The sequence below is a fragment of the Cyanobacteria bacterium FACHB-DQ100 genome (genome assembly GCA_014695195.1).
Lineage (GTDB): Bacteria > Cyanobacteriota > Cyanobacteriia > Leptolyngbyales > Leptolyngbyaceae > Leptolyngbya.
In genome coordinates, this window is sequence record JACJNW010000019.1 from 94,569 (window position 1) to 120,545 (window position 25,977).

Genomic DNA, 25,977 nt, shown 5'->3' on the forward strand with positions numbered 1-25,977 from the left:
GTTAAGCGAATTGCTCAGGCGTAATTAAATAAATTGATACAGAAGTAATGCAAGGACAGCGTACTGATGAAGTTCTTTCTAAGAGTTGGAATTGGCTTTAGTCTATTTTTTCCACTTTCGGCTCGGCTTGTTGAGGCGGCAACACCTCGATCGGTTGATCAACAAGTCAACTGTGAAATTCTCGTCGTGGGCGCTGGAACCGCAGGAGTCGCGGCAACTTACGAAGCATTAAAGGCAGGGCGTACCGTTTGCCTGACAGAGATTACTGACTGGATGGGTGGGCAAGTTTCGGCTCAAGGAACCTCCGCACTCGATGAACGAGCAACGCAGCGATCGCGGCTATTTTTTCCACGCGGCTACACCGAATTTCGACAGCAAATTTTAGCGCAAAATGGGAGCAGAAATCCGGGAGCTTGTTGGGTGAGTCTCGTGTGTTTTATGCCGAAAGAGGGACACGAAATTCTACAAATGATGTTAGGAGAAGCAGCAAAAGAAGGCAAAGGCAAGCTTTATTTCTTTCCAAATACAGTAGCAAAATCGATCGAAACTACTGGGTCGCAAATTCAATCGATTCGTGCGATTCAACACCGACCCGCGCCCAATGCCGCACCCCTAAATACCTATCCCCTATCTCAAACGATCGTCGATAGCTATACCGAGCAAGATTCGCCGTTATTGCAAAAGAAAATCATTCAGTTCGTTCCCCCGGCTTCAGGAAAATGGTATGTGATCGAGGCGACCGAAACCGGCGAACTCGTTGCTTTAACCGATGTGCCTTACCGTTTAGGGTTAGATGCACGATCGTATGTTAATCCCTCGTCGTCGAGCGAAACGGATTATCCTTACTGTCCGCAAGGCTACACCTACACCTTTGCAATGGAAGCAACGGCAACCCCACAACCTGCAACACCACCTGATTTTTACCCCCGCTACTCACAGTCCTACAGCTTCAACGACCAGCGTTATGCAGAGACACCCGAATTGGTGTTCACCTACCGCCGCATTCAAAGTCAGGTTCCGGGCGCAGGAAGTCGATCGGTGAATCCCGGTGATATTTCAATGCAGAACTGGAATTGGGGCAACGATTACGCACCTGGAACAAGCCTGGATAACTACATTTTGTCGCGGGAACAACTGCGAGCTTCTGGACAACTCAATCCGAATGGCTGGCTCGGTGGGTTGCGCGTGGATGGACTGCGCGGCGGGGAAGAACAAGCGATCGGCTTTTTCCACTGGTTTCATTCGGGCACAACGGATGCGAAACTCTCGACCAAGAAGCCTTTTCCGAATTTGCGCTATCTGACTGGATTCAATTCCCCAATGGGCACCGCGCACGGATTATCCAAATATCCCTATATGCGTGAATCTCGCCGGATTATTGGACGACCGGCTTACGGATATGCAGAAGGTTTTACGATCGATGAAGTCACGGCATCTCGAAAAAACTTTAGCGAAGAGTATTATCAGAATTTGGGCGATCGCACGTTTCGCAATCTCGCAACCGCGATCGCGGGATTGCGGACGATCGACGTGATTCGGGGTCGCATTGACCCGAAAACTGTGAAAACCCTGGGTCGATCGCACATTTATCCAGATAGTGTCGGCATCGGACATTATCCGCTTGATTTTCACCCTTGTATGGTGACTTCTCCGCCTGAAAAACCAGGCAATCAAGAGCGTCCGGGAGAGCGACAGGGTGCAGATGAAACCTATCCATTTCAGATTCCACTGCGATCGATGATTCCGCAAAAGTTAGACAATCTGCTGGTTACGGGGAAAAGCATTGCGATGAGTCATATTGCGGCGGCAGCCTATCGGGTGCATTCGATCGAATGGTCTGCGGGTGCGGCGGCGGGAACCACGGCTACTTTTTCGCTGGAAACTGGCATTGCACCGTTTCAACTGGTGGAGAATTTACCGAATCCCAGCCCGAATTTAGAGAAATTGCAACAGCGCTTAAATGCAAACAATAATCCGACTGCGTTTCCAGGGACTTCGATTTTGAACACAAATTGGCAGAACTGGAAATAATAGTCTTTATACGGAATAGCTTTTTCAACCAAAGTTGAGGATTTAATGGCAACGTCGCTGCTACCGTCTCATCCGAGAGCCGCAAAAGTCATTCACGATTTAAGTTGGGAGCAATTTGAGGAACTCGATCTCTCTTTAGTTCGATGAGTTTTTCGCTTCGATTTGAGTCCGTTCGCCCCCTAAATCCCCCACTCGTGGGGGACTTAGATAAAGAGCAATTCCCCAAGTTTTGGAGGTTTCCTACCTTTCAAAGTCCCCCACGAGTGGGGGATTTAGGGGGCTGCCCACTGCTCCAAACGCAGCCAAGAACTTATGTCGAACTCACGCGAACTTAATATCCGGCTGCAACGCCTTCTCCACGCGGATCAGCCGCACCCTCGATCGACCCATCCGGCTGAACCACGATCGCGTTTGCATTTCCCCATTTTCCGCGTTGCTGAATTTGATGTCCTCGACGTTGCAATTCTGCGATCGTGAGTGGATCAAGTCCCCATTGCTCAACCATTAATCGATCCGGTTGCCATTGATGATGAATGCGTGGGGTTGCGATCGCTCGACGCACATCCATGTCATACACCAGAACATTGAGAATGGTTTGCAGAACGGTTGTGATAATCGTACTGCCACCTGGCGCACCGACCGCCATTTTGAGTTTTCCATTTTCGGTGACGATCGTGGGAGTCATGCTCGAAAGCGGGGTTTTCCGGGGTGCGATCGCGTTCGCTTGACCTCCAACCAAGCCAAACGCATTCGGGATATTTGGTGCGATCGCAAAATCATCCATTTCATTGTTTAAAACAATTCCGGTTCCTTTCGCGACAATCCCCGCACCAAATCCGAGATTGATTGTAAAAGTGAGGCTAACGGCATTGCGATCGCGATCCACGATTGTTAAATGACTCGTTTCCGTTGATTCTCGCGATAGCTTTTGTAAAACTGCTGGATCGCCTGGTTTAATTTGAGTTGCAGCCTTTTTCGGATCGATTTCTCGGCGGCGAATTTTGGCATATTCAGGACTAATCAGCGCAGAAACCGGAACTTTGACAAAATCCGGATCACCGAGATAAGTCGCACGATCGGCGTAAGCAATTCGCATTGATTCGATCAGTAAATGCAACGCATCAGGATTACGCCAACCCATCGATTTAAGATCAGTATCGCTAATCAGATTGAGAATCTGAAGCAAATGCACTCCACCCGAAGAAGGCGGCGGCATCGAGCAGACTCGCGCTTGTCGGAAATTGCCGCAAACGGGATCACGCCAAATGGGGCGATACTGCTTGAGATCTTCCAGCGTCATCAATCCCTTATTGGCTCTCATATCCCGCACGATCGCACTCGCAATCTTGCCCTGATAAAAACTATTCGGATCTTGAGCGATCGCCTTCAAAGTCGCGGCTAACTCCGTCTGTCTGAGAATTTCCCCCGGTTGATACGGCTTGCCATTGCGCGTAAAAATCTTGCGGGCTTCCGCGTTCTGAAGTTTGCGCGATTCGGTTGCTTGGGTGAATCGATAACTCACCGCAAATCCAGATTCCGCCAGAACGATCGCAGGCGCAACCACCGTCTTCCAAGGCAATTTTCCATACTTCTGGTGCGCTTGATAAAGACCCGCGATCGTTCCCGGTGTCGCCACAGCTAGGTATCCATCCGTACTCGCGTTCGGACGCACTTTCCCCTGAGCATCTAAATACAAATTCTGGGTTGCTTTAATCGGGGCACGTTCGCGAAAATCAAGCGCTTTCATCTCATTGTTCCGCGCCTGATAAAACAGCAGAAATCCACCGCCCCCAATCCCCGCACTAAACGGCTCTACCACTGAAATTGCTAACGTTGTCGCGACTGCTGCATCGATCGCATTCCCTCCCCGTTTGAGAATATCCAGCCCAACTTGAGAAGCCAAAGGATGAGCGGATGCGACCATGCCTTGACGAGTACGATCGAGCGGAACCGACTGCGATCGGGCGATCGGCACTGGAATCACAACACTGATAGCAATCAAACCAGAAAGGAAAAAGCGCTTCATCATGCGGGATGTAAAGAAATGCGGTACTGGCAAAATTCTGACACAGGAATTCGCTTGAATATTTTTGCGTCGATCGCAACACTCTCGATTACACTGAAATCTCAGATTTTCAAAATTTTGCTTCATCGAACGAAGAATCACGGCTTTCAATCGAGGAATCTACCCTTATGCGTCACGGTCGATCCGCAACTCCCCTAAACCCCAAACTTCAGCAAGCATTAAGCTGTCTAGATTTGCGCTTAGAAGACGAACTCACGCGCTATCGTCGGCAACGTGCAGGCTTAAGTGTTGCCCCGATCGTTCTGCGTCCAAAGCAACCACAGAAAAAACCGCTCGAACTCGCAGCAGCAACCGACACTGAAGCGCCCGCCCTCCCTCAGGCTCCTCCAAAAGCGATTTCGTTCGATCTCGGTACCTCTTCTATGTCGGATCAATCGATTGCAGCAGCAGACACCGACGAGAGCGCAATGATTCCCTACGAGCCAGAAACCGCAGGTGCCGCCCTCTTTGAGATTGCCAATCCCGGTGAGCAAGCGCCTGCCGAGGATTACCTCGAATCGTCTGAGCAATTGCTAAAAAGCCTCAAGCGCGAAGAAGCCAAAGTTGAAGTCGAGCGCGGATTTCTGCAAAGCTTATCGACTCCGCTTGGGATTGGCTCGATGCTGACGCTGCTTCTCTCTAGCGCCATGTTGGGCTATGTGATTATGAATCCCTCAGCTCTGAGTGGCATTGCTCAAAAAACAACCCAGCCCGAAACCACAGAAACATCAGCCCCCCAAGAAACCGCATCCAACAGCCTTCCGACTTCTCCGCGCCTCGATCGCGATGAGTTTTCCGACTTGGGACTCGACACACTAACAGCACTCAGAACGAAGCCTTCACCTGCTGCGATCGTGGCTTCTCCCAGCCCGTCTCCGACCGTATCGCCTGCTGCACCGAGCGCGATCGTTGCTCCTGCTGCGTCTCCGTCTCCTGCTCCGGTGACAAGCTCTTCGATGCTGCTACCTTCGGTTACTGTTCCAAAGACCCCGAATCCCTCTCCCCCTACCGCAGCCGAAAGCTTGCAGTACAAAGTTGAAATTCCATTTACCGGAGATCAATCTTTAGCAACCGCCCGTCAAGTGGTACCCGATGCCTTTGTCCGCTCTGACGGTAAGATTCAGCTTGCAGCAACCTTGAGTGAAGAAGCTGCTCAAAAGAAAGTCCAAGAATTAAAAAATCGCGGACTGACGGCAGAAATTCGCAAGCCGCAATGAACGATCGTTAGATTGCGAATATTTTGTGAAAGGCAGCCTAAGAAACCAACCCCCCGAAGCCACTTCAGCTAGAGAATGGATTGCATAATAGTCGTGAGGTTAACCGCACAACCAACTTTAGTTGGTGTTGCTTGATTGATTCAGTGCAGTTCAACTCACTCGTTATATTGCTAAGTCCTCGGTGGGGGCGTACCTAAAAGTTATCTGTTGGTGTTTGATGTTAGAGTAAATTTCAAATTCTATTCAAATTCTAATTGGGTGAACAGTGAGTGTTGACGATGTTGTTAAGCTACTTGATGCCGTTACGAAACTGCTAAACGTCCTTATCTGGCCAGCAGTGCTTCTGTTCATTCTGATCCGATTTGGTCGAGACTTGCGTGATTTCTTCTCAAGTTTGGGTGAGTTATCCCTGAAAGGAGCTGGATTTGAGGCTTCTTTAAAGAGAAAACAGGCTGAAGTTTCTGCTGCTTTGGCGGCGGCAGCAGCGTCTCGTTCTGATGGAGATACAAATCGTGAGAGTGCTGCGAAAGCAGCAAAAATAGCCGCAGATATTGCTTCTGAAGTCGTTACACCTCGCCTTATCAGACGTGCACGTAGGTCAACGGTTTTGTGGGTTGACGATCTCCCCAACAACAATATTTATGAACGTCAAGCACTGGAGGCTTTGGGTGTTAATTTCGTACTGGCAACATCGACAGAGGAAGCCCTGAAGAAAACTTCTCGACAAAGATTTGACGCTATCATCTCTGATATGGGACGACCTCCTGATTCCCGTGCAGGCTATACGCTCCTCGACCAGCTACGGTCTAATGGCGATCAAACTCCGTTCATCATTTATGCCAGTTCAAGGAATCCAGAACACGTTGCAGAATCACGTCGTCATGGTGCTATCGGATGTACGAATAATGCAAATGAGTTGTTTGAAATGGTGCTGTCTACCTTAGGTCGCGCAGTATAACAACTGCGGTGCAACGGGTTGACCGAAGCCGCTTGGGTGAGATGAGAGGTATTGGCAACCGCTGACCCGAACCGTTAGGCTGATTTGCGGTATGAATTAAGCATCCCCAAATTGCTGAGTTAGAACCAAGAAGGGTTCAAGCATTTCTGCTTGAACCCTTCTTGGTTCTAACTCAGCTTCGATGTTTAGTAGCTACGAGAGAAGTTATTGCCGCTTCTGCGATCGCCACGATCTTCACGAGGCTTGGCTTTATTGACCTTCAAATCGCGACCCATCCACTCCGCACCGTCTAGTGCTTCAATGGCAACCGCTTCTTCAGAATCTGCACCCATTTCTACAAAGCCAAAGCCGCGCATACGACCAGTTTCACGATCTACGGGAAGCTGAACTCGCTTTACGGATCCATATTCTGCAAATACAGAAGTCAGATCGGCATCAGTAACGTCATAGGATAGATTGCCTACATAAATTGACATAGCTTGTCTCCAAAGATTAAAGGATGTGTAGAGTAAATTTTCGGAGAGAAGTCTGTCAATGGAAAAACTTGAAAACTCGTTAATACTAGAAACAAATGTTGCTAACCGATATCTATGCTCTGAAATCAGTCTAGCACGTTTAAAAAGCTTCTGGGTGTTTTGAGGTTATGAGATCAACGAAATTTATTTAGTAAGTATTTTTACTTATAGTTGATGGGTAGCCTAACAAGTCGCTGCACCGGAACGCCGCAAAGCGGTGGTTGAGATGCAATAGTTATAGCTTTCACGTCCGGTGGGCTGGGTCGTTATGCGGCTTAATTTACAGGTGTGGAAGTTCCTAAAAGTTTTCTGTTTTACAAGACAGAAGGTTGATAAGCCAATCGCAAAAAATATTACTGAGGTAATGCCGGTCTGGCTGTTTGAACACAGTTTCTCCAATCCTTACCCTGGAACAGCAGGTACATCTCGGAGCAAGTCGGGTTCGTTGTGTACAAAGGTAATTTGCAATGTCCCGACTAGCTCTTGCTCTTTCAGCATCGAGTCATGAACAGGCATGAGCTGCTTCAGGCTCTCTTGGCTTAACTCTAACCCTGTCTCCTTCAGCTTTGCAGAGAGTTTGTCCAAATTAGCGATCGGAACCTGGAAGTTAATACAGATTAGAATATTTGAGTACAGGTGGAAATCGGTAATCCAGGCTCCTGCTTGATTAATCGCCTCACTTACACGATCAGTGATTCCAAGTCGTTCTGCTCTAGTAAATCCATCCAAACGCAAGAACTGTTGCCTAAACATAAGCTAACCTCCACTACGAATCAGCGACAATATAGCCACTTATTTTGACTATATTGTCGCCGCATAACAACTCGCTTTGTACACCAACTGTATTAGCATTTATCAGCATTATTGGTTGAGTTCGAGAGATTACTAGCGATGGGTGAAGCAGAACATTAGATTGATATTGAACATTAGATTGATATTTCAGAAGAGGTGCGCGTGCGCCTTTATATTGAAGCTAGAAAAATTCAGTATTAAAACTTCTTTGCAAACTGCCAAGGTTTGGATTGAGTTTTACTGATTTATGTACAGAAAGGTAAGAAATGGTTGAAAAGCTTTGTTTCATAGCTAATAATTTAGCAATAATTCAAAACTTCTAACTAACTGTAAACTCTGCATCTGGCAAAGCATTTTAGCCAGAACTGCTTAGCTAGAATTGCAACTTTTAAGCTATTCCGCCACAACTGAATTATGAGTAGAAACTTCTTTGTAAAAGAAATTCTACACCGCCTCGTACTAAACGCTGCATTTCCGGCTGCCGTAATTACACATTTGCATTTCACAGTTGCATTTAAAGGGATTTAATTACAATGAGCAAGCGAGAGAGTAGCCCCCTGCAAGACGTGCGGATGTTCCAGGACTCGCTCTATCGAGTCGCGCCACCCCCAATCCGAGACGTGCCGAACGACTTCAACAAGTTGTTCCCGAAGTTACGTCCCTTCGCGCGGTGTGAAGAGCCGTACATCTCGCGGGTCGTTGAACTTGGCTCAAAGGGGAGGCGGACGAAGGAGGGGCTGATGGAGGGGGGGCTGATGAACGCCCATGACCCTCGTGTCACCGTCACCAACCCGCTCGCCGCGAACGACGAAAAGACGCCGCACCCGGATCCGACTTTGGCGGAACGCAACGTCGACAATGAGAACCCGGATATGACCGTCGGGTTCACCTTCCTGGGACAGTTCATTGACCATGACCTGACGTTCGACCCGAAGCCGATCAAGTGTGGGGAGACGGCCAGCCCAAACTTGCGATCGCGCTTCTTCGATCTGGATAGCGTGTATGGCCGCGGGCCACGGGAAGACCGGCTACTTTATGATCGTGCGTCCGAACTTGACCGGGGGGCTCCGATCAAATTCTTCGTCGACTTCGATGCCCCCCGCGACCTGCCACGGACGAGCCAGGAACGGGCTATCATCGCCGACCCGCGCAATGACGAAAACGTCATCATCTCCCAGCTCCACCTGGCGTTCCTCAAGTTTCACAACGAGGTCACCGACTACCTGGTTCCATCGCACCGATCGAAGACACCGGAAGATTTGTTTGAGTTAGTCCGCCTGGAGGTCTGCCGACACTACCAGTGGATCGTCGTCAACCAGTTCCTCGCCGTGACCCTCGACCCAGCCGTGTTCGCCGATGTCCGAAACAACGGGCCGAAGTTCTACACAGGGCCTCTGCGACAGAAGATTCCCCGTGAGTTCCAAGTTGCTGCCTATCGGTTCGGACACAGCCAGATTCGCCCTGGGTACAAGGTGAATGTCGGGTTTGGAGCCCCCATCTTCGATGCCCGGGTTGATCCTCGAGAGGGAGATCCGAACGACCTCCGGGGGGGTCGCCGGGCTGCCCGCCGCTTCGTTGAGTGGGACACGTTCTTTCAATTCGGGACGAAGGAGATCGATCCGGCTACAGGGACTGTCCGGGACAAGGTTAAGAAGAACAAGCGGATTGACCCGTTTATCTCCTCGCCGATGTTCGACCTGCCAGTTGGTCCGGGACTGGTTGATCCGGGTGACCGCCGCGTGTCGCTTGCGGGGCGGAACCTGGAGCGGCACCTCCAGCATGGACTCGCGTCCGGACAAGACATCGCCAAGGCGTTCGGTTATACCCCGCTGACGGCGATCGAGTTGCAGGAACTGAAGGAGCTTGAGTTCGACACCAGCACACCGCTCTGGTACTACGTGTTGAAGGAAGCCTTGCTCCAGCAGGATGGGCAACGGCTGGGGCAGGTCGGAAGCCGGATCATCGCCGAGGTTTTTTTCGGACTGCTAGAAGACACACCGGGGTCATACCTCAAGGCACCGAGCTGGAAGCCGACGCTGCCGCGACGGGACGGAACCACGGGCGATTTCACGATGACCGATCTACTGACCTTCGCTGGGGTAGCGTAACTTCTTGCCTGGAAGTGACATCGCAGCCTAACGATTCAAATGCAGTGGATGATTGAACTCCCGCGATCGCCAATCCCATCATCGACGATCGCGGGAATTTCTGTTTATGCGCCAACCGCTTCTTTTGCGGCGTAAAGCACTTCAGCGGTGATTTGGGTAATGTTACGATCGCGGGCAAACTTCTCAGTATTGCGCTTCACCTTACCCCGCACAAATCCCGGAATCCGATTCAATTCCGCGAGTCCATCCTTGCTCCAACTGAGATCTGATTCTGCCGAAACCGATTTAGTAATCACTTCTTTCGTATCGTGACCGCCAAAGATTTCGAGCAAGTGATCTTCCATTCCCAGGGTGAACGAGTTGTAGATCAAATCCACAATCTGATTGCTGCCTTCATAACCCACAAATGGTTTGTATCCAACCGGAAAGTTTTGAATGTGAATCGGAGCCGCAATCACACCGCAGGGAATATCCAGCCGTTTGCCGACGTGGCGCTCCATCTGGGTTCCAAAGATTGCAGCAGGTTCAAGACGGGCGATCGCATCAGCAATCTGCGCGTGATCTTCACTAACTAAAACATCATCACAGTATTCACCGACTTGATCCCTAAACCATTCCGCATCATACTTGCAATAGGTTCCCGCTAGCAATACATGAATTCCCATCTCACGCGCAAGAATTTTGGTGATTGCAGCAGCGTGTGTGCTATCTCCAAAGACAACCGCTTTTTTACCTGTGAGGTTTTGACAATCAATCGATCGAGAAAACCAAGCTGCCTGTGACACATACCGCGTTTGCTGATCAATGAACGGCTCATAATTGACATTTGCACCTTGCTCATTGATCACTTGCTGAATTTTGCGAATACAACGCGCCGTTTCAACAATTCCCATCGGGGTAATGTCGATGTAGGGCGTTCCAAATTCCTGCTTGAGATATTCAGCAGTAAGCAAGCCTGTCTCGCGATACGGAGCCAGGTTAAACCAAGCACGGGGAAGCGTTTTGAGTTCGTGAACGCTTGCACCTTGAGGTACGATCGCATTCACTTCAATTCCCAAGTCCGCCATCAATTTCCTTAGTTCCGTTGCATCGTGATTGTGATGAAAACCAAGCGTGGTGAGTCCGAAGATATTCACCGAAGGCTTTTCGGTTTTCTCAGTCACCAAGTCGCCTTTCTTACGAGCTTTTGCAATATAGAACTGCACAATCTGTTGCAGAGTGCGATCGGCGGCTTGCAGTTCATTCACCCGATAGTGATTCACATCGGCCAACATCACATCGCCCTTGGCTTCAAGTTGTGCCCGCTCCACAAAGTTCTGCAAATCTTCCTGCAAAATACTTGATGTGCAAGTGGGAGTTAGGACAATCAGATCGGGATGTTCTTCGGCATCTTTGCGCGTAATGTTATCCACAACTTTTTCTTGCGATCCACGGGCGAGAACATTGCGATCGACCACGCTAGTTGTGACTGGAGTATAATCGCGTTCGCGTTCTAACATCGATCGCATGACATTAAAATAGTCATCGCCGATCGGCGCGTGCATGATGGCATGAACGTTTTTAAAGGAACTGGCGATGCGGAGTGTGCCAATATGGGCGGGGCCTGCATACATCCAGTAAGCTAATTTCATAACGGGTGTCTCCCTTATCGTGCAGTGAAGGGTATAAGAACTGCTTTAGCATTGTCGCAAAGGAACTGGATGCGTTGGCACTTGCTTTGTGATGTGTTACGCGATCGAATTTCGCTTAAAACAGCCTTAACCTCCCGTCAAGCGAGGCTTACAGCAAAATCAGACTCAGGATATTCTTAACACTGCTTAGACTATCGACACATTTCTCTACTGAGTATCTTGTAGAAAAACCGATCAGGCTTTGGCTTGAGTTCGGTGATTGTACAGCATGATTACCGAACTCAAGGTGGTTAAAATAGCATCAGTCTCCAAGGAAAACGTACCAGGATGAAGGCTAGCTCATTTCATGCTCTAAACAGTCTTTAGAACATCATCAGTTTTTCTGCTACAGCATAAACTTCTTGCGTAAATGGATGGTTTGGGTACTGTAAACAAAACACGCCACTACTAGCAAGCTGTAATATTTCCTCGTTTTCTTGAAATAGTCCTGCTACCATTGCTTCGTAGTTTGCTTCTACTTGTTGTCGAATGGTCTCGCGATCGAAGGCTTTGGGCATCTTATTCACAAGCAGCATGAGATTGGGAACATCTAGCTTGCGAGCAACTTCTAGCGTCACTGCTGTTCCTAGATAATCCTGGCGATCAGGACGGAGGATCACAACCATTGCATCAGAAATTGCGATCGACAGAAGCGTTTCTTCGTTCAGACCAGGATGTGTGTCGATGAATAGAAAATCCAGGTTTAACCGATCCAAAAGCTCCTGAAACCCATCATTCAAAAGCCCAACATCAAATCCTTCGCGCAGAACCTTAGCAATTTCGCCTGCCTTTAAGCTGGAAGGAACTAGAAAGATTTTGCCAGCGATCGTAGCCGATTCTCCGCTTGCATCTTTCAGGTGATTAGTTACATCATAAGCAGTCTGCTCAAGGGTGCAATTTCCCCAGAGGTAATCGTTTAGCGAGTATGTCATCTTCTCTTCGTCTAAGCCGAAAATGACGTGAATCCCCGGTGATTGAATATCGGTATCAACAATGCAAACCCGCTTCCCTTGGCTGGCAACAGCAGTGGCAATGTTCGCGGTGAGGTTAGACTTGCCCGTGCCGCCCCGAAACGAATGAATGGAGATGATCTGAGACATGACTTTGTATGCCTTATATGCCTAAGTGGGTTGCTATTAGTATGGGAAAACTCGCGATGAAACTATCAGGAGAACTTGGCTCATCAAGTTTCAACTATAGCGATCCTGTTTGAGCCGTGAACGCTAAAAGGAGTAGGGAGTAGGGGACTGAAAAGGGAATGACACCCCACTCGCCACTTTGCAACTGACTTAGAATCGCTATAGATTACATTCCGAAAGTTTACCGACGGTTTCTTCGTAGCTGTCCTGCACGTTGCTGTAGCTGTTGGAAATACTCAGTTTCAGTAATTTCTGTGACCTGTCGCGATCGCTTTGCAGCATCGACCTCAGAACGTAGTTCCTGTAATTGCTGTGTCAGTTTTTCTTCGCGGGCTTTTGCTTGTTGCACTTGCTGTTGATGAAATTGAGCATTTGCGATCGCTTGCACTGCCTGAGACGATACAGTAGAAAGCAATTTAAGGTGTTGAGCCGTGTAATGGATTGCTTGGTGATGGATTACATTCATTGCACCAATTACGCCTTGCTCGGTTTTGAGCGGAACGGTGATGAGCGCTTGAATCAGTTGCGATTCGGTAGAAGAGGGATTGAACCTTGCATCGATCGCAACTTCGTTGACAATTTCGCCTTTTGCCGTTGTAAGAACAGTTGCGGTGAAGCGTTCGATCGTAGACTGGTCGACGTGATCAAAGCTAAAAGTGCGATTGATTGCTTTATTTGCTGAATCTGTGAGCAAAATTGAAGCAGCCGTGGCAGGAATTAATTTACGGACTTCGGTGAGAACGGTTTGACAGACGATCGTTAGGTCTAAGCTTGTTGTGAGCTTTTCAGACAGGTTATACAGCAAGTTAATTTCACGGTACTGGTCTAACACTTCATCGGCTAACGTTTTGAGTTCTAATTCTCGATTACAAAAGTCGGTCAAAATAGTCGCGATGATTTGTGCATCTTGAGCGCCAATAACCCAACCAAGCAGTCTTTCGCCTGCAAATATAGGATATTTCTCAGTTTGAGCCGGATCTGGCTTTCCCTGCAATAGTTTTCCAGAGTCATCCTGAATTTGTACAGGCAGATTCAGCGTACTGATTAATGCCGCGATCGTTGCTTCTGATTGTTTGAGAACACGCTTTAAATTAACTCGTACCATTTGCTGAGCTACATTGTGGGGCTGAGTTAGGTTAGTATGCCCATTTCTCACAGAAGTAGAATTCTTTGTTCGTAATCTTTTGAAAGTTTGGGTCTTCTCGGAGTGCAATGGGCATTCTGAAAGTGAACTGCTCAAAACATCGATCGTGCAAAAAGCCCGTGTCACACTTAGTTATTCACAAAGCGATCTCACTTCTTCTTCTGATTATGGTGGGTTATTTGCTCAAACCCAAATTCAGCAGTGAGACTTCTGTTGGAGCAATTCGAGCTTTTATTCTAAGTGCGGCACTTCCTGCAACGATCTTTTTATCAACGATCGAGATTGATACTCGTCTTGATTTAGTGCTTTTGCCTTCGTTTGCTTTAGCCGTCAATCTCTATCTGATGCTAATTGGCTTTGGTTTAACCTATCTTCTCATTCCCAAAACTGAGAAGTCAAAAAGACGCGCTCTTGTTTTATTGTTTCCTTCGCTTGCACCTGGATTAACGGTGTACCCATTTGTTGAGCAATTCTTAGGAACTCAGGGTTTAGCTTGGGCAGCTTTAGCAGATATGGGAAATAAATTTTTTGTTCTAATTGGTTTATATGCGTTAGCAATAATTTGGTATCAGAGAAAAGCAAAATGTTCTAATTCTGAAATAAAACCTCATTGGCAACAGATTGGACTGTTTTTGCTGAGTGAGCCTGTCAATCTTGCGATCGTTCTCGGTGTGATTCTCGCCACTTCTGGGATCAAATCTGTTTCGCTTCCGGTTGCTGTATTGGATACAATCCAGAAGCTTGCGCTTTGTGCAACACCGCTCATTTTAGTTTATGTAGGGGTTTCGCTCAACTTGAAGTCTTTGCGATTGGGCACAATTTTGATGGTGTTGCTTGCGAGGGCGGGTGCTGGATTTTTGTTAAGTGCGGCTGCGATCGCGCTAATTCGTCCTACCTCAGAAATCACGATGCTCATGATTGCTTTGCCACAAGCATCCTGTAGCTTATGGTCACTACTTCATGGAACTCGAATTAATCAACAAAGTTCGGAAAAGAATCAACAATTATTCTTTGATACTGAATTCGCTACAGCTTTACTGGCGATGTCTTTTCCCTTTTCGATCGCGGTTCTTCTAATCGTCTTTTCTAGTGGCAGCTTCTTTAGCTCAACAGTTCATCTCGGACTGATAGGCATCACCTTTTTAGGCATCTTCAGTTTATTTCTATTATTGAGGCAGATGTCGATCGAGTGGCAAAATTCGATTGTAGTTAGCTTAAAAAGCTCGTTTAAACCGAAGCCAAAAAATCAAGAATATCCGAAAGAAAAAGCACTTCCAATTGAGACAAAACAGGTACAAGGTTCACAATTGCATCTTCATAGACTGAAAGACATTAACCAAATTGTTACTCGATACCTGCATTCCGAGATTAAAGATCCCAATGTTGCTCTAAAAATTCAATATCTAATCAAAGGGCGAGTACTGGTTATATTAGGTCAACATAAAGATGGTCATTTCATTAGCTTAGATATTGTTTTTCAACATTTAGAGAAAGAAATTAAATTGCTGGAATTGGAATTTTTAGACCAAATTCGGTTTTGTTTCAAATATATCGACCAGAAAGAGCTATATACCTGCTATTCACTGACTCTAGACTCTCCTGCAAACAACCCCTGTAGCTAAATTCAACATGATTCATTTACCCTGGCTTCAACGCAAAAAGTTTTCACTCAATAGCGCAAAATTCAATCCTAATAGAATTATTTCTACGCTTTTAGTAGGCGGATCGATCGTCACGATCGGAGCCACCGCGTTCGGAAGCTATTGGGTTGTGCGCAGCTTAATTCTCAATACCCTAAAGAACAATGCACTTTTAAAGGTGGAAAAAGCAGGCAGTGATATCGATACTTGGTTAGCTCAACAACTGGGTAGTGTTGAAGCACTGGCAAATAGTTACGAAATCCGATCGATGAATTGGGACATTGCAGAGCCTTATTTGCAGTTAGAAAAGGATCGATTGGCTAACTTCTGGATGTTTATTCTTGTGAATCCAGACGGAACATATTACACTACTCGTTTGGGATTTGCGAAAGGAAAAAATCTCAACGATCGAGAATATTTTCAACGAGCAATGAAGGGTGAATCGAATGTCTCAGATATGATCATTTCTCGTACCACGGGCAAACGTCAGATCAACATTTCAGCGCCTGTATGGTCATTTCCTCGTGCAAACTACGCTCAGCTTCCTAAAGATAGAATTGATGTCCGCTCTGGTAGTTTGGCGTTCTACAATCTTCCCAGCAATCCATCCGAACAACCAACAGTAATTGGCAATTTAGCCGGAAACATTGCGATCGCTCAAGTCTCGGAAGTAGTCGCCAACACTCAACTGGGAAAAGGGAGCTATGCTTTTGCATTAGACTCGAAAGGTGTTCCGATCGCACATCCCGATTCCAATTTGACCGAGGGCACTCAAAGCTTTCTAGATAGCAATAATCCAGCATTAGCGAACATTGCGCGTTCAATGGTCAATCAACAGCACAAGGTTAATTTGATGCAGCTTGATAATCAATGGGTCTATGTTGCTTATGCACCGATTCAAAAAGCAAAATGGTCAGTGGCACTAGTGATTCCGCGAGAGAATCTAGAGCAGCAACTCCATGCCCTCAACTTGCTTGCCTCAGTTGTTGGAACATTGTTAGGACTGGCAACTCTGGTTGCGCTACAACGAGTGCGCCAACTAAGGGAAACCCGCGATCGAGCGATTCAGGAAGCTTTGTTAAACAAACAAATCGCTCAAACTAGCACTCAACTCCAAGATGCTCTCGCTTATCTCAGTGCCATCATTGATAATCTAGTCGATGGATTATTGGTCACTGATATCACTGGCAAAATCACGCACTGTAATCCTGCTTTGTCCAAAATGTTTGACATCGATTCAACAAACTTAGCTCAGCCGAACTGTACAGCCGTGTTTAGTCAAGAAATTACGGATTTAATTGCTCAAGCTCAGAGGCATCCAGGTCAGGTTTTTACGGCTGAGCTTGCCCTCAATCGTGGTGGTATTGGTAAAGCAGTTGCCACTGCGATTTTGAAAGCTGAACAGTCTGGGGGTCAACGCTGCTCCTCGATCGGCTCTGTGATCCTCATTCGCGACATTACCTCTGAAAAAGAAGTGGATCAGATGAAGACTGATTTCATTTCAACAGTTTCTCACGAACTTAGAACGCCGTTAACTTCGGTGTTAGGCTTTGCCAAAATCATCAAAAAGAAACTCGATGAAGTGGTCTTTCCAGCCGTAGTGAGCGAAGACCGAAAAATGCAGCGAACTATCCGTCAGGTTGAGGATAACATTGACATCATTGTGTCAGAAGGAATGCGCCTGACTTCACTAATTAATGATGTGTTAGATATTGCCAAAATGGAAGCAGGCAAAGTCGATTGGAAAATGGAGCTTCTAGATGTGGGCGAAGTCATTGAACGTGCGATCGCAGCCACCTCTGCATTGTTTCAAGCCAAGAATCTTGAGCTGATTCGGCAAATTGAGCCATTGCCGAAAGTGATGGGCGATCACGATCGTATTGTTCAAGTAGTAATCAATCTGATTTCCAATGCTGTCAAATTTACGGATCAGGGCGCTGTTATCTGTAAAGCGATTCGCGTTGAAGATGATGTTTGTATTAGTGTGATTGATTCCGGTACTGGAATTGCGGCGGAAGACCATGAAAAAGTGTTTGAGAAATTTAAGCAAGTTGGTGACACCTTAACCGACAAGCCAACAGGAACAGGATTAGGGTTGCCCATTTGTAAACAGATTGTCGAACACCACAAGGGGAGAATTTGGGTTGAGAGTGAACTCGGAAAAGGTAGCACCTTCTCGTTTACGCTGCCAATTCAAATCGAATCAAACCAGGTTCAAAAAATCGATTTCAGTACGCTGGTGCAGCAGCTTCGAGAACAAGTGATTCACCAGGATTCTGAGTTCCATCGCTCGCATAAAACGATCCTTGTCGTTGATGATGAAGCGCCGATTCGAGAACTATTGCGGCAAAATCTAGAAGCCGAAGACTATCAGATTTTAGAAGCGAAAGATGGTAGGGAAGCGGTCGCGATCGCCAAACAGCACAAGCCACACCTGATCATTCTTGATGTGATGATGCCGGATATGTCAGGCTTCGATGTTGCCGCAGTGCTGAAAAATGACCCGCAAACGATGGGCGTTCCCATCATCATTTTGTCGATCGTAGATGACAAAGAGCGTGGCTTGCAGATTGGAGTCGATCGCTATCTAACCAAGCCTATCAACGCAGAGCTATTGTTACAGGAAGTCGATTCGCTGATTGCTCAAGGAAACTCTCGTCGCAAAGTCCTCGTAGTGGATGAAAATGAATTGGCAACGAAAACCCTGGTCGAAGTGCTACAAGCTCAGGGATTTACTGCGATCGAAGCGTCAAACGATGCAGAATTGATTGAAAAAGCGCTCTCTACTCAGCCCGACACGGTGATTGCAAACGCGAAGTTTTGGGAACATTCAACGGCAGTAAAAACCCTAAAGTTTGAAAAAGGACTTGAAAACGTTTTTCTTCTCTTAATTGCAGACAATCAATCTGATTCAACGTTGCTTTAAGCCACCCTCGATAAGCCTCTCAACTCCTGGAGAAACAACAGCCATGTCACAAAAAATCTTGATCGTTGATGATGAATTTCACATTCGTCTGCTGCTGGAGCAGACTTTAGAAGAGTTAGAAGATCAAGGGATCGAGCTACTGACTGCAACAAATGGGCGCGAAGCACTAGAAATCATCCAAACCGAGCTTCCCCAATTGGTCTTTCTCGATGTCATGATGCCTTACTTAAACGGTTTTGATGTTTGCGCGACTGTTAAACACGAATTGAACGTACAAGATGTCTACATCATTATGCTGACTGCAAAAGGGCAAGAGTTCGATCGACAGAAAGGTATAGAAGTAGGGGCAGACCTATATATGACGAAGCCTTTTGATCCAGACGAAGTGCTTGAGAAGTCAATCCAAATTTTAGGACTATAGCACCATCAAAAAGCCCCTTTGTATCAGGGGCTTTCAGCAATCACTGAATCTACTAATGCAAATAAATTTGAATTCCCACCACGATCGCAACCAATAACACGATTGGAATTCCGATCGCTGCCATTCCGTTATGACTTTTCACAACACGGGCTTCATGGCTAACGACCGCTTTTTTAATCGTCTCGTGCATCTCCTCGCGCAGCTTAGCCATTTCCGACTCTAGACTATCTGTACTGTAGAGTTGCCGCAAGCGATCGAAGGTATCACGAGCCATCACTAAGCTATCTTCAGGACGACGAAATAGAATATCTAAAATTTCGGTGTGACTGAAGACCAGAAGCTTTAAGGGTTCTACAGCTTTAACAGTGGACGATCGGGGCTTGCGATCAATGATTTCAACCTCTCCGAACACTTTACCAACACCCAGAGACTTCGAGACAACATTCCCCGTCTCAGGATAAGTATCAATGATTTCAACTTTACCAGCCTTAATTAGATAGACTGATTCGCTTTCGTCTCCTTCACAGTAAATCGTTTCACCCGGCGAATAGGTGCGCTTTTCCATAATGCTAATTTTCACAGGAGCGATAGTTTCACCGCTATCATTCCCATACTGAGTGCAGGTCTATCGCGACACATCACGATCACAGGAGCATAAATGACGATGGGTATTCGCCAATCCTCGTCGTCTGGTCGGGAGAAACCCGGTACTAAGACGATGGCAGATCTACTGTTTCTTCCAGAACTGGAACGGGGTTTAATGAACTGGCTACTGCGTCAGCGTTCTGCAAGTCTGACCGAGGTTGCGAACTATCTAGCTGAAGATGAAGCGATCGCACGATCGCACCTAGAGAAGCTTGCAGCAGAAGGATTCTTGCAGTCAATAGAAGCCGAAGGACACCTCTGTTATCAGCCTTGTCTCGCTTCAAGACGTGGTCGTCAAGTTCCTTCAACCATTTGGAATGCTCTAGATTCCTAAATTAACTCAAATGTTTCGCCAGGAGTTGCCATGATTACAAATGAGCCGACCGTAGCATCGCCTTCTTCCCAGATTTGGCAGTGGCGCGGCTACCCAATTCGATATCAGACTGCCGGAACTCAAGGTTCGATCGTGCTGCTCATTCATGGATTAGGCGCATCGAGTGATCATTGGCGTAAAAACATTCCAGTTCTAGCGGAAAACCATCGCGTGTATGCGATCGACTTAATTGGCTTTGGTCAGTCTGCTAAACCAAAACCGAGCGAATCGCTGAACTATCGCTTTGAAACTTGGGGACAACAGATTGCTGATTTTTGTCGTGAAGTGATTCAAGCACCCGTTTTTTTAGTGGGAAACTCGATCGGCTGCTTAGTAGCGCTGCAAGCCACGGTGATCAATCCGCAACAAGTGATAGCAGTAGCGCTGTTAGATTGTGCCTTACGCCTGCAACATGAACGCAAGCTCAAGGGAATTCGCCGCCTTACCTTTCCGTGGGTGCAAAAACTCCTGCTGTCTCCAGCGATCGGGCATTTCTTCTTTGCAAAACTGGCTCAACCTCAAGTTATTCGTAAAGCCTTGCTAAAAGCCTATGCTCGACATGAAGCGGTGACAGATGAATTAGTAGAAATCTTGCTGAAGCCTGCTCAAGATCCTGGTGCAGCGGATGTGTTTCTCTCATTTATTACTCACTCCAAGGGTGTGTTGCCCGAAGATTTGCTACCTGAAATTACTTGCCCTGTATTGATGCTCTGGGGAACTGAAGATTCGTTTGAGCCGATCGCGCAGGGTCGAGAATTAGCGAAGTTTCCAGCAGTTAAGGAGTTCATTCCACTCGAAGGCATTGGGCATTGTCCTCAAGATGAAGCACCAGAGCTAGTTAATCCAATTCTGCAAAAATGGCTAGCTCAACACGAACAACCCGAAGCTTCTACGATTTGAAAGGAATAAACAATTCATGCCCACTCACTTTAAAGATCTCAAGAAAAGTCTCAAGGTTTCTCCCTTACTTTTCATCTTCGTAACGATTCTGCTAGATAAGTTAGGGGAAAGTATTCTATTTCCAATTCTGCCATTCTTGCTGGAAAGATTTCGCTCAGATGCACTGACACTAGGATTGTTGACATCCTCATTTGCCTTAGCACAGTTTTTTGCTACGCCTCTGATTGGCTCACTCTCCGATCGCTATGGTCGCCGTCCTGTTCTATTGCTGTGTGTGTTAGGAACTTCTCTTTCCTACTACCTGTTTGGCTTAGCGGGTAGTCTGTGGGTGCTGTTTGTCTCACGCATGATTGATGGTGTAACTGGGGGTGTTGCAGCAACCGCACAAGCTTATATTGCCGATATTTCAACTCCCGCCGATCGCGCTAAAAACTTCGGGCTGACGGGTGCTGCCTTTGGGTTGGGATTTGTGTTAGGACCTGCTTTGGGTGGATCGCTTGCAGGAATTAACCTCAATTTACCTGTCTTTTTTGCGGGCACTGTCGCATTGCTCAATTTCATCTTAGGCTGGGTGAGCCTGCCCGAATCTCTAAAGCCAGAAAACCGTCGTGCTCTGCGCTTAAAAGATTTGAATCCGCTCGGGCAAATCAATGATTTATTTCAGAACGATCGTATCAAAGGGTTTCTTTGGACGACTTTTATTTTCAACTTTGCGTTCTCTGGATTCTCCAGCGTTTTTGTGCTGTTTCTGAGTCGGCGTTTTGGATGGGGGCCTGCTTCGGCGGCGCTTGTGTTTGTCTTTATTGGTGTGTTTTCGACCGTAATTCAAGGTGGACTGATTCGCAAGCTGATTCCTGCGTTTGGTGAAGGAAAGCTAACTTTAGCGGGGTTAGTTGCGTTGGCGATCGGCTTGGGGCTGGTCGGGGTCATTCCATCAGAAACACCAACTCTTTATGTCCTGCTTTATTTAAGCCAAGGATTGTTAGCGCTGGGTGTGGGATTGATTCTGCCCTGTCTTAGAGGACTGATTTCTAATCGCGTTTCTGCTCAAGAACAGGGACGTACCCTTGCGAATGCTCAAGGACTACAGAGTATTGCTTCAATTCTAGGCCCGTTGTGGGCAAGCTGGTGTTTTGATCATGTTGGGATCTTCTCTCCGTTTTGGCTGGGAGCAATTTTCATCCTATTTGCCTTTGGAACAACCTGGATGAATCTACAATCGATGTCCTCCGAGTCTGCAAGTTCATAAGGTTGGCAGCAGCTTAAGCTGCTGCCAACCGTCCATCTTCCATATGAATGATGCGATCGGCAATATCTAAAATTCGGTTATCGTGTGTGACGAGCAGGATTGTACAGCCCTGCTCTTTTGCTAATCGCTGCATGATTTCCACCACATCTCGTCCCGATTTACTGTCTAATGCTGCGGTCGGTTCATCTGCTAGAACCATTTTCGGTTGACTGACCAAGGCACGAGCGATCGCAACTCGCTGTTTCTGTCCACCAGACAAATCATTCGGGTAATAGTTGATTCGATGTCCTAAACCAACGGCGTGTAGCATTGCTACAGAACGATTGATCCGCTCTGTCAGGGTCAGATCTTTGTGCAGGCGCAGAGACATTCCGACATTTTGCTGAGCCGTCAAACAATCCAGTAGATTGTGTGCCTGAAAGATGTATCCAATCTGGCTCCGTACCTGCACCAGTTGTTGTTTACTCGCTCCACAGAGTTCCTGCTCCAAAATTTTCAAACTGCCTTCTTGAACTGATCTCAGTCCGCCCATTAAGCTTAATAGCGTTGTTTTTCCACTTCCAGAAGGGCCTGTCAAAATCACAATTTCACCTGCATGAATCTCCAGATCAATTTCTGAAAGTACGGGTTTTTGGAGTGCGCCCTTACCAAAAGAGTGATTGAGCTGCTTAGCGACAATGACAGGAGCTGGAGACATAACTGATCTCTCTAAAATACATCGGCTGGATCAGCAGACCGCAATTTTCGCACTGCGATCGCGGCTGAAATCAAACACATTAACAGCGTCAGAATGAAAACTTGCAGTGCCACATCAGGACGCATCACGATTGCAACACGAGTTAAAGTTCCAAGCAACCCATACATTCCCACAGAACAAGCAAATCCAGGTAGAAAACCAAGTACACCTAGAACGATCGCTTCTTGAAAAATGATTCCTAACAGTCGCGAATCAGAATAACCGATCGCTTTCAAGGTTGCGTATTCTGGCAGATGATCATTCACGTCGGTGTATAGCACCTGATAAACAATCACAATGCCAACAATGAATCCCATCACTGTGCCGAAATTGAAGATAATTCCAGGCGGTTGTTTCGCCCAGTATCCCTGCTCTAATGCGATAAACTCTTGACGATTTAGAACCTTGATATCTTGCGGCAACAGCTTTTGTAAACCTTGGGCCACAGCGTTAGGATTAGCACCAGGTTCCAGGGTAATCATCCCCAGGTGAACTTCGTCTGCTCCAGCTTGACCAAAGAGCCGTAAGTAGTTGGTATCGCTCATGACGATATGTCCCTGTTTGAACAAACTACTGCCCAGGCTATAAAGCCCCCCAACCGACATTTTTCGCCCACCTACAACACTATTAACCGGATCTCCTTTGCTGAACAGTTCGCCCACAGATCCTAGAGACGGAAGAGATTTGCTATCAAATAGAACTGTATCTTGTTGTGCGATCGTCCCAAGTTGCCCACGAATTTCGGGTAAATCCATTGCCGATCGTGCTGGGTTAAAAGCAATGATATTCACATCTGCAAGTTCTTTGGTCTGTGGATTCACCCAAGAAGTCCGGCTGTAGTAAAGCGGATCAACAGAAGCAATTCCCTGAATTCCATTCGCTCGATATAGTTGCGCTTTGGGAATGGTTTTATTTCCAAGAAACTGACTCGTTCGATTCACCAGAAAGAGATCCCCTTTGAGGTTCTCCTGAATCCGCGATACCCCATCAAACATCGCTGCTCGAAATCCCAACTGCATAAAGATGAGAATGTTAGCAAAGGAGATCCCCGCTAGTCCGACGACTAAACGCACTTTCTGATGGGAAAGCTGCGACCAAGCTAAGGGAGGCTCCTGAGCGAAGCGATTAACCAGTCGTTTGGGAAGAAGAAAGTGCATGGTCGCGGTTAAATGAGTAAGAGATTCCAATCAGTCCAAACGAATTTGAACTCGTACCTGCATATAGGTGAGTTCTGCAACTTTTTTACTATCCTCTGGATCGAGCCGAATTTTGACTTCCACGACTCGCGCATTTTTGTCTGCTGCTGGATCGGTATTCAGCGAATCAGTTTTTTTGATTTGAAGTCCGATCTGTTCAACTGTGCCGCGTAATTGTTGATTAAACCCGCCGTTTTCGCTCGTGATCAGAGCTTGTTGTCCCCGTTTCACTCTGGGAATGTCGGTTTCATATACCTCGGCAACAACATACATCTGATCAGTTTGTCCCAGATCGACGATGCCTTGCTCTGCATTAACCTGCTCCCCAATCTGAGTATTAATTCTTAGAATCTGACCCGCGATCGGAGCGCGGACATACGAATCTCCCAGTTGAGTTTCTGCCTGTTTTTGTTGGGCGATCGCGTACTCTATCTCAGCTTGAGGAACTTGGAGATCGGCTGGACGAACTTCACTTAACGCTTGCAGCTTAGCGGTTTCTTCCTGAATCTGGGCAGATAAAGTCAGCTTTGTTTCTTGCAGTTGTGCTTTTGCCTCTTGCAGTGATGCGGTAGCAGTCTCAAAGCTTCTGCGATCGTTGTCTAAGAGAGAGGTACTGATTGCTCCTTCTTTTTGGAGCTTCTGCGATCGTTCATAACTCGCCTGAGCATTCCGAACTTCAGCTTTAGCACGAGCGACTGCTGCTTGTCTTGCAGCCATTTCGGTATCAAATTGCGCGGTTAACCGTGCGATCGCTGCCTTTTGTGCAGCCAATCCACTGACAGTTGCACTTCCCGCTCTAGTTTGTGCCAGCTTTGCTTGCATTACGGCAACATTTTGTTTCGCTTGTTCGAGTGCTGCTTGTTTCTTATCCAATCCCTGCAAAATCGCAATCACCTGCCCTGCTTGCACTCGATCGCCTTGCTTGACCAGTAGCCGATCCACTCGACTATCCCTTGCATTCACAACAGAGACCTTGATCACAGAGCCTTTCGGTTCAACTCGACCTAAAGCAGTCACAGACTGCACAGGCGCAGGTTGACTCGATAGACCTGCATCCGCATTTTGCTTTACTTTAGACTGAGACAAATACGCTGCACCTAATCCCAGCGACCCGATCGAGAGTGCCCCGATTAGCCCATAGCTAATTGTTTTGAGAGGAATTTGTTTTTGCACGATAGATTCAGCACAGTGGAGGACAATGACAGCAATACCGCAGTGTGAAACAGATCAGGAAGCTTCCATCATCCATCCCATGTCCGAAAACTTCTTCAGCAGTTTTCGATAAGCAATCAATGTCGCATCCGAGGCAACCATTAATTCGGTACTGTTATTGAGCGGTGCAAGCCGAGGGATCTGAGTTTGGACAACGACGTTATCCTCCATGCAAATGCGAGTTCCGACTTGAGTTGTATTTTGATCTAACCAATGGCTCAGCCCAGGAACATGATTGAGAAAGCTGCGAATATTGATCGATTTAACGATCGTCGTGTTTTCATCAACTGGAATATGAGCCAAAATACTTTCAATCTTGAACTGACCAAAATTGACACCGGAATAGGTGATGTTTGGTGGTGCAAAAATGTACTGTTTCCAAGGATCTTGGTCATCGTCCTTCAAGAAAAATCGCATCGGCCCGTTAATGCGGTTAATCTTGATGCCTAAAGTTGCGGATAATCCCCATTCAGTCACTTTCAAGTCATAATCCTCAATCACCGTGTTCTCAGGAGTTTTGCTTTTCCCGACTGACCCCCCGTGCATGAATGGAGCGTGGGAAACATCCAGCGTGTTCTCCATTGTGCGAGTGAAATGAGCGTTAAAGGTATAGACGCTCTGAGCGGGTTCACGAACTGGATTCTCAAACTGTGGGAATGAGGGAAGAGGGGGACGATCGCGTTCCGGTAAGTCACCGACAAATACCCAAATGAATCCGTATTTCTCTTGAACCGGATAAGCCTCTACTTTCGCTCGTTTCGGAATGGGAGTTGAGGCTGGATTTGCCGGAATCTCACGACAGGAGCCGTCTGCTTCATACCTCCAGCCATGATAGGGACAGCGAAGACAATTTCCTTCAACCCATCCACCCGCTAAAGATGCGCCTCGATGGGCACAACGATTGTCAAGCGCGACCACTTTTCCCTGGCTGTCACGATACACCGCCATTTTTCTGCCCATTAATGTAACAAGGGTTGGGCGCTGTGTGATTGCCTTGCTAAATTCAACGGCATACCAGAAATTTTTGAACATCGTTGAGG

Annotated in this window: 21 protein-coding genes; 10 read left to right on the forward strand and 11 right to left on the reverse strand. The window is 47.1% G+C overall.

Going from position 1 to position 25,977, the window contains the following annotated elements:
• The first annotated feature begins 66 nt into the window (after window positions 1-66).
• Window positions 67-2,031: an FAD-dependent oxidoreductase gene (locus tag H6F51_05375; GenBank protein MBD1821928.1), complete on the forward strand. Its 1,965-nt coding sequence runs from the start codon at window positions 67-69 to the stop codon at window positions 2,029-2,031.
• A gap of 331 nt (window positions 2,032-2,362) precedes the next feature.
• Here the strand turns inward: H6F51_05375 and ggt are convergent, their stop codons facing one another.
• Window positions 2,363-4,060, reverse strand: coding sequence for a gamma-glutamyltransferase (ggt, locus tag H6F51_05380; GenBank protein MBD1821929.1), 1,698 nt, complete (start codon window positions 4,058-4,060; stop codon window positions 2,363-2,365).
• A gap of 164 nt (window positions 4,061-4,224) precedes the next feature.
• Between ggt and H6F51_05385 the strand changes: the two genes are divergently transcribed.
• Both H6F51_05385 and H6F51_05390 read left to right on the forward strand, forming a co-directional pair.
• A complete protein-coding gene (locus H6F51_05385) occupies window positions 4,225-5,313 on the forward strand; it encodes a hypothetical protein (GenBank protein ID MBD1821930.1) in 1,089 nt (362 codons plus the stop codon).
• 265 nt (window positions 5,314-5,578) lie between these two features.
• Complete coding sequence (locus H6F51_05390) at window positions 5,579-6,271, forward strand: response regulator (GenBank protein MBD1821931.1); 693 nt, start codon at window positions 5,579-5,581, stop codon at window positions 6,269-6,271.
• Window positions 6,272-6,456: 185 nt separating this feature from the next.
• Here H6F51_05390 and H6F51_05395 read toward each other — a convergent pair whose 3' ends face one another.
• Entirely contained in the window at window positions 6,457-6,747 is a 291-nt protein-coding gene (locus H6F51_05395) for an RNA-binding protein (GenBank protein ID MBD1821932.1), read from the reverse strand.
• A 441-nt stretch (window positions 6,748-7,188) separates the two neighbouring features.
• Window positions 7,189-7,539: a hypothetical protein gene (locus H6F51_05400; protein MBD1821933.1), complete on the reverse strand. Its 351-nt coding sequence runs from the start codon at window positions 7,537-7,539 to the stop codon at window positions 7,189-7,191.
• 572 nt (window positions 7,540-8,111) lie between these two features.
• Between H6F51_05400 and H6F51_05405 the strand changes: the two genes are divergently transcribed.
• Window positions 8,112-9,686, forward strand: coding sequence for a peroxidase (locus tag H6F51_05405; GenBank protein ID MBD1821934.1), 1,575 nt, complete (start codon window positions 8,112-8,114; stop codon window positions 9,684-9,686).
• Between the two features lie 104 nt (window positions 9,687-9,790).
• Here H6F51_05405 and H6F51_05410 read toward each other — a convergent pair whose 3' ends face one another.
• From H6F51_05410 to H6F51_05420, 3 genes are all read right to left on the reverse strand, one after another.
• A complete protein-coding gene (locus H6F51_05410; protein MBD1821935.1) occupies window positions 9,791-11,317 on the reverse strand; it encodes a ferredoxin:protochlorophyllide reductase (ATP-dependent) subunit B in 1,527 nt (508 codons plus the stop codon).
• A gap of 362 nt (window positions 11,318-11,679) precedes the next feature.
• Window positions 11,680-12,456: a MinD/ParA family protein gene (locus tag H6F51_05415; protein ID MBD1821936.1), complete on the reverse strand. Its 777-nt coding sequence runs from the start codon at window positions 12,454-12,456 to the stop codon at window positions 11,680-11,682.
• A 220-nt stretch (window positions 12,457-12,676) separates the two neighbouring features.
• Entirely contained in the window at window positions 12,677-13,600 is a 924-nt protein-coding gene (locus H6F51_05420; protein ID MBD1821937.1) for a GAF domain-containing protein, read from the reverse strand.
• Between the two features lie 158 nt (window positions 13,601-13,758).
• Here H6F51_05420 and H6F51_05425 point away from each other — a divergent pair, with 158 nt between their 5' ends.
• The 3 genes from H6F51_05425 (at window position 13,759) to H6F51_05435 (ending at window position 18,626) form a co-directional block, all read left to right on the forward strand.
• Window positions 13,759-15,261: a hypothetical protein gene (locus H6F51_05425; GenBank protein ID MBD1821938.1), complete on the forward strand. Its 1,503-nt coding sequence runs from the start codon at window positions 13,759-13,761 to the stop codon at window positions 15,259-15,261.
• An 871-nt stretch (window positions 15,262-16,132) separates the two neighbouring features.
• Window positions 16,133-18,205: a response regulator gene (locus tag H6F51_05430; GenBank protein ID MBD1821939.1), complete on the forward strand. Its 2,073-nt coding sequence runs from the start codon at window positions 16,133-16,135 to the stop codon at window positions 18,203-18,205.
• Between the two features lie 43 nt (window positions 18,206-18,248).
• Window positions 18,249-18,626: a response regulator gene (locus H6F51_05435; GenBank protein MBD1821940.1), complete on the forward strand. Its 378-nt coding sequence runs from the start codon at window positions 18,249-18,251 to the stop codon at window positions 18,624-18,626.
• Between the two features lie 52 nt (window positions 18,627-18,678).
• On the opposite strand, the gene H6F51_05440 is transcribed toward H6F51_05435, so the two are convergent.
• Complete coding sequence (locus tag H6F51_05440; GenBank protein ID MBD1821941.1) at window positions 18,679-19,191, reverse strand: cyclic nucleotide-binding domain-containing protein; 513 nt, start codon at window positions 19,189-19,191, stop codon at window positions 18,679-18,681.
• 93 nt (window positions 19,192-19,284) lie between these two features.
• Between H6F51_05440 and H6F51_05445 the strand changes: the two genes are divergently transcribed.
• The 3 genes from H6F51_05445 to H6F51_05455 are packed head-to-tail and all read left to right on the forward strand — an operon-like array spanning window position 19,285 to window position 21,793.
• Window positions 19,285-19,605 carry a hypothetical protein gene (locus H6F51_05445; protein MBD1821942.1) on the forward strand — a complete coding sequence of 107 codons (321 nt, stop codon included), beginning with the start codon at window positions 19,285-19,287 and terminating at the stop codon, window positions 19,603-19,605.
• Window positions 19,606-19,635: 30 nt separating this feature from the next.
• Window positions 19,636-20,544: an alpha/beta fold hydrolase gene (locus H6F51_05450; GenBank protein ID MBD1821943.1), complete on the forward strand. Its 909-nt coding sequence runs from the start codon at window positions 19,636-19,638 to the stop codon at window positions 20,542-20,544.
• Window positions 20,545-20,560: 16 nt separating this feature from the next.
• Window positions 20,561-21,793 carry an MFS transporter gene (locus tag H6F51_05455; protein ID MBD1821944.1) on the forward strand — a complete coding sequence of 411 codons (1,233 nt, stop codon included), beginning with the start codon at window positions 20,561-20,563 and terminating at the stop codon, window positions 21,791-21,793.
• A 13-nt stretch (window positions 21,794-21,806) separates the two neighbouring features.
• Here the strand turns inward: H6F51_05455 and H6F51_05460 are convergent, their stop codons facing one another.
• From H6F51_05460 to H6F51_05475, 4 genes are read right to left on the reverse strand one after another with little or no spacing between them, the layout of a single operon-like run.
• Window positions 21,807-22,490: a DevA family ABC transporter ATP-binding protein gene (locus H6F51_05460; protein MBD1821945.1), complete on the reverse strand. Its 684-nt coding sequence runs from the start codon at window positions 22,488-22,490 to the stop codon at window positions 21,807-21,809.
• Window positions 22,491-22,501: 11 nt separating this feature from the next.
• Window positions 22,502-23,686, reverse strand: a complete 1,185-nt coding sequence (locus tag H6F51_05465; protein MBD1821946.1) for an FtsX-like permease family protein — start codon at window positions 23,684-23,686, stop codon at window positions 22,502-22,504.
• Between the two features lie 30 nt (window positions 23,687-23,716).
• Window positions 23,717-24,898 carry an HlyD family efflux transporter periplasmic adaptor subunit gene (locus H6F51_05470; GenBank protein ID MBD1821947.1) on the reverse strand — a complete coding sequence of 394 codons (1,182 nt, stop codon included), beginning with the start codon at window positions 24,896-24,898 and terminating at the stop codon, window positions 23,717-23,719.
• A 54-nt stretch (window positions 24,899-24,952) separates the two neighbouring features.
• Window positions 24,953-25,969: an aromatic ring-hydroxylating dioxygenase subunit alpha gene (locus H6F51_05475; GenBank protein MBD1821948.1), complete on the reverse strand. Its 1,017-nt coding sequence runs from the start codon at window positions 25,967-25,969 to the stop codon at window positions 24,953-24,955.
• Between the last annotated feature and the right edge of the window lie 8 nt (window positions 25,970-25,977).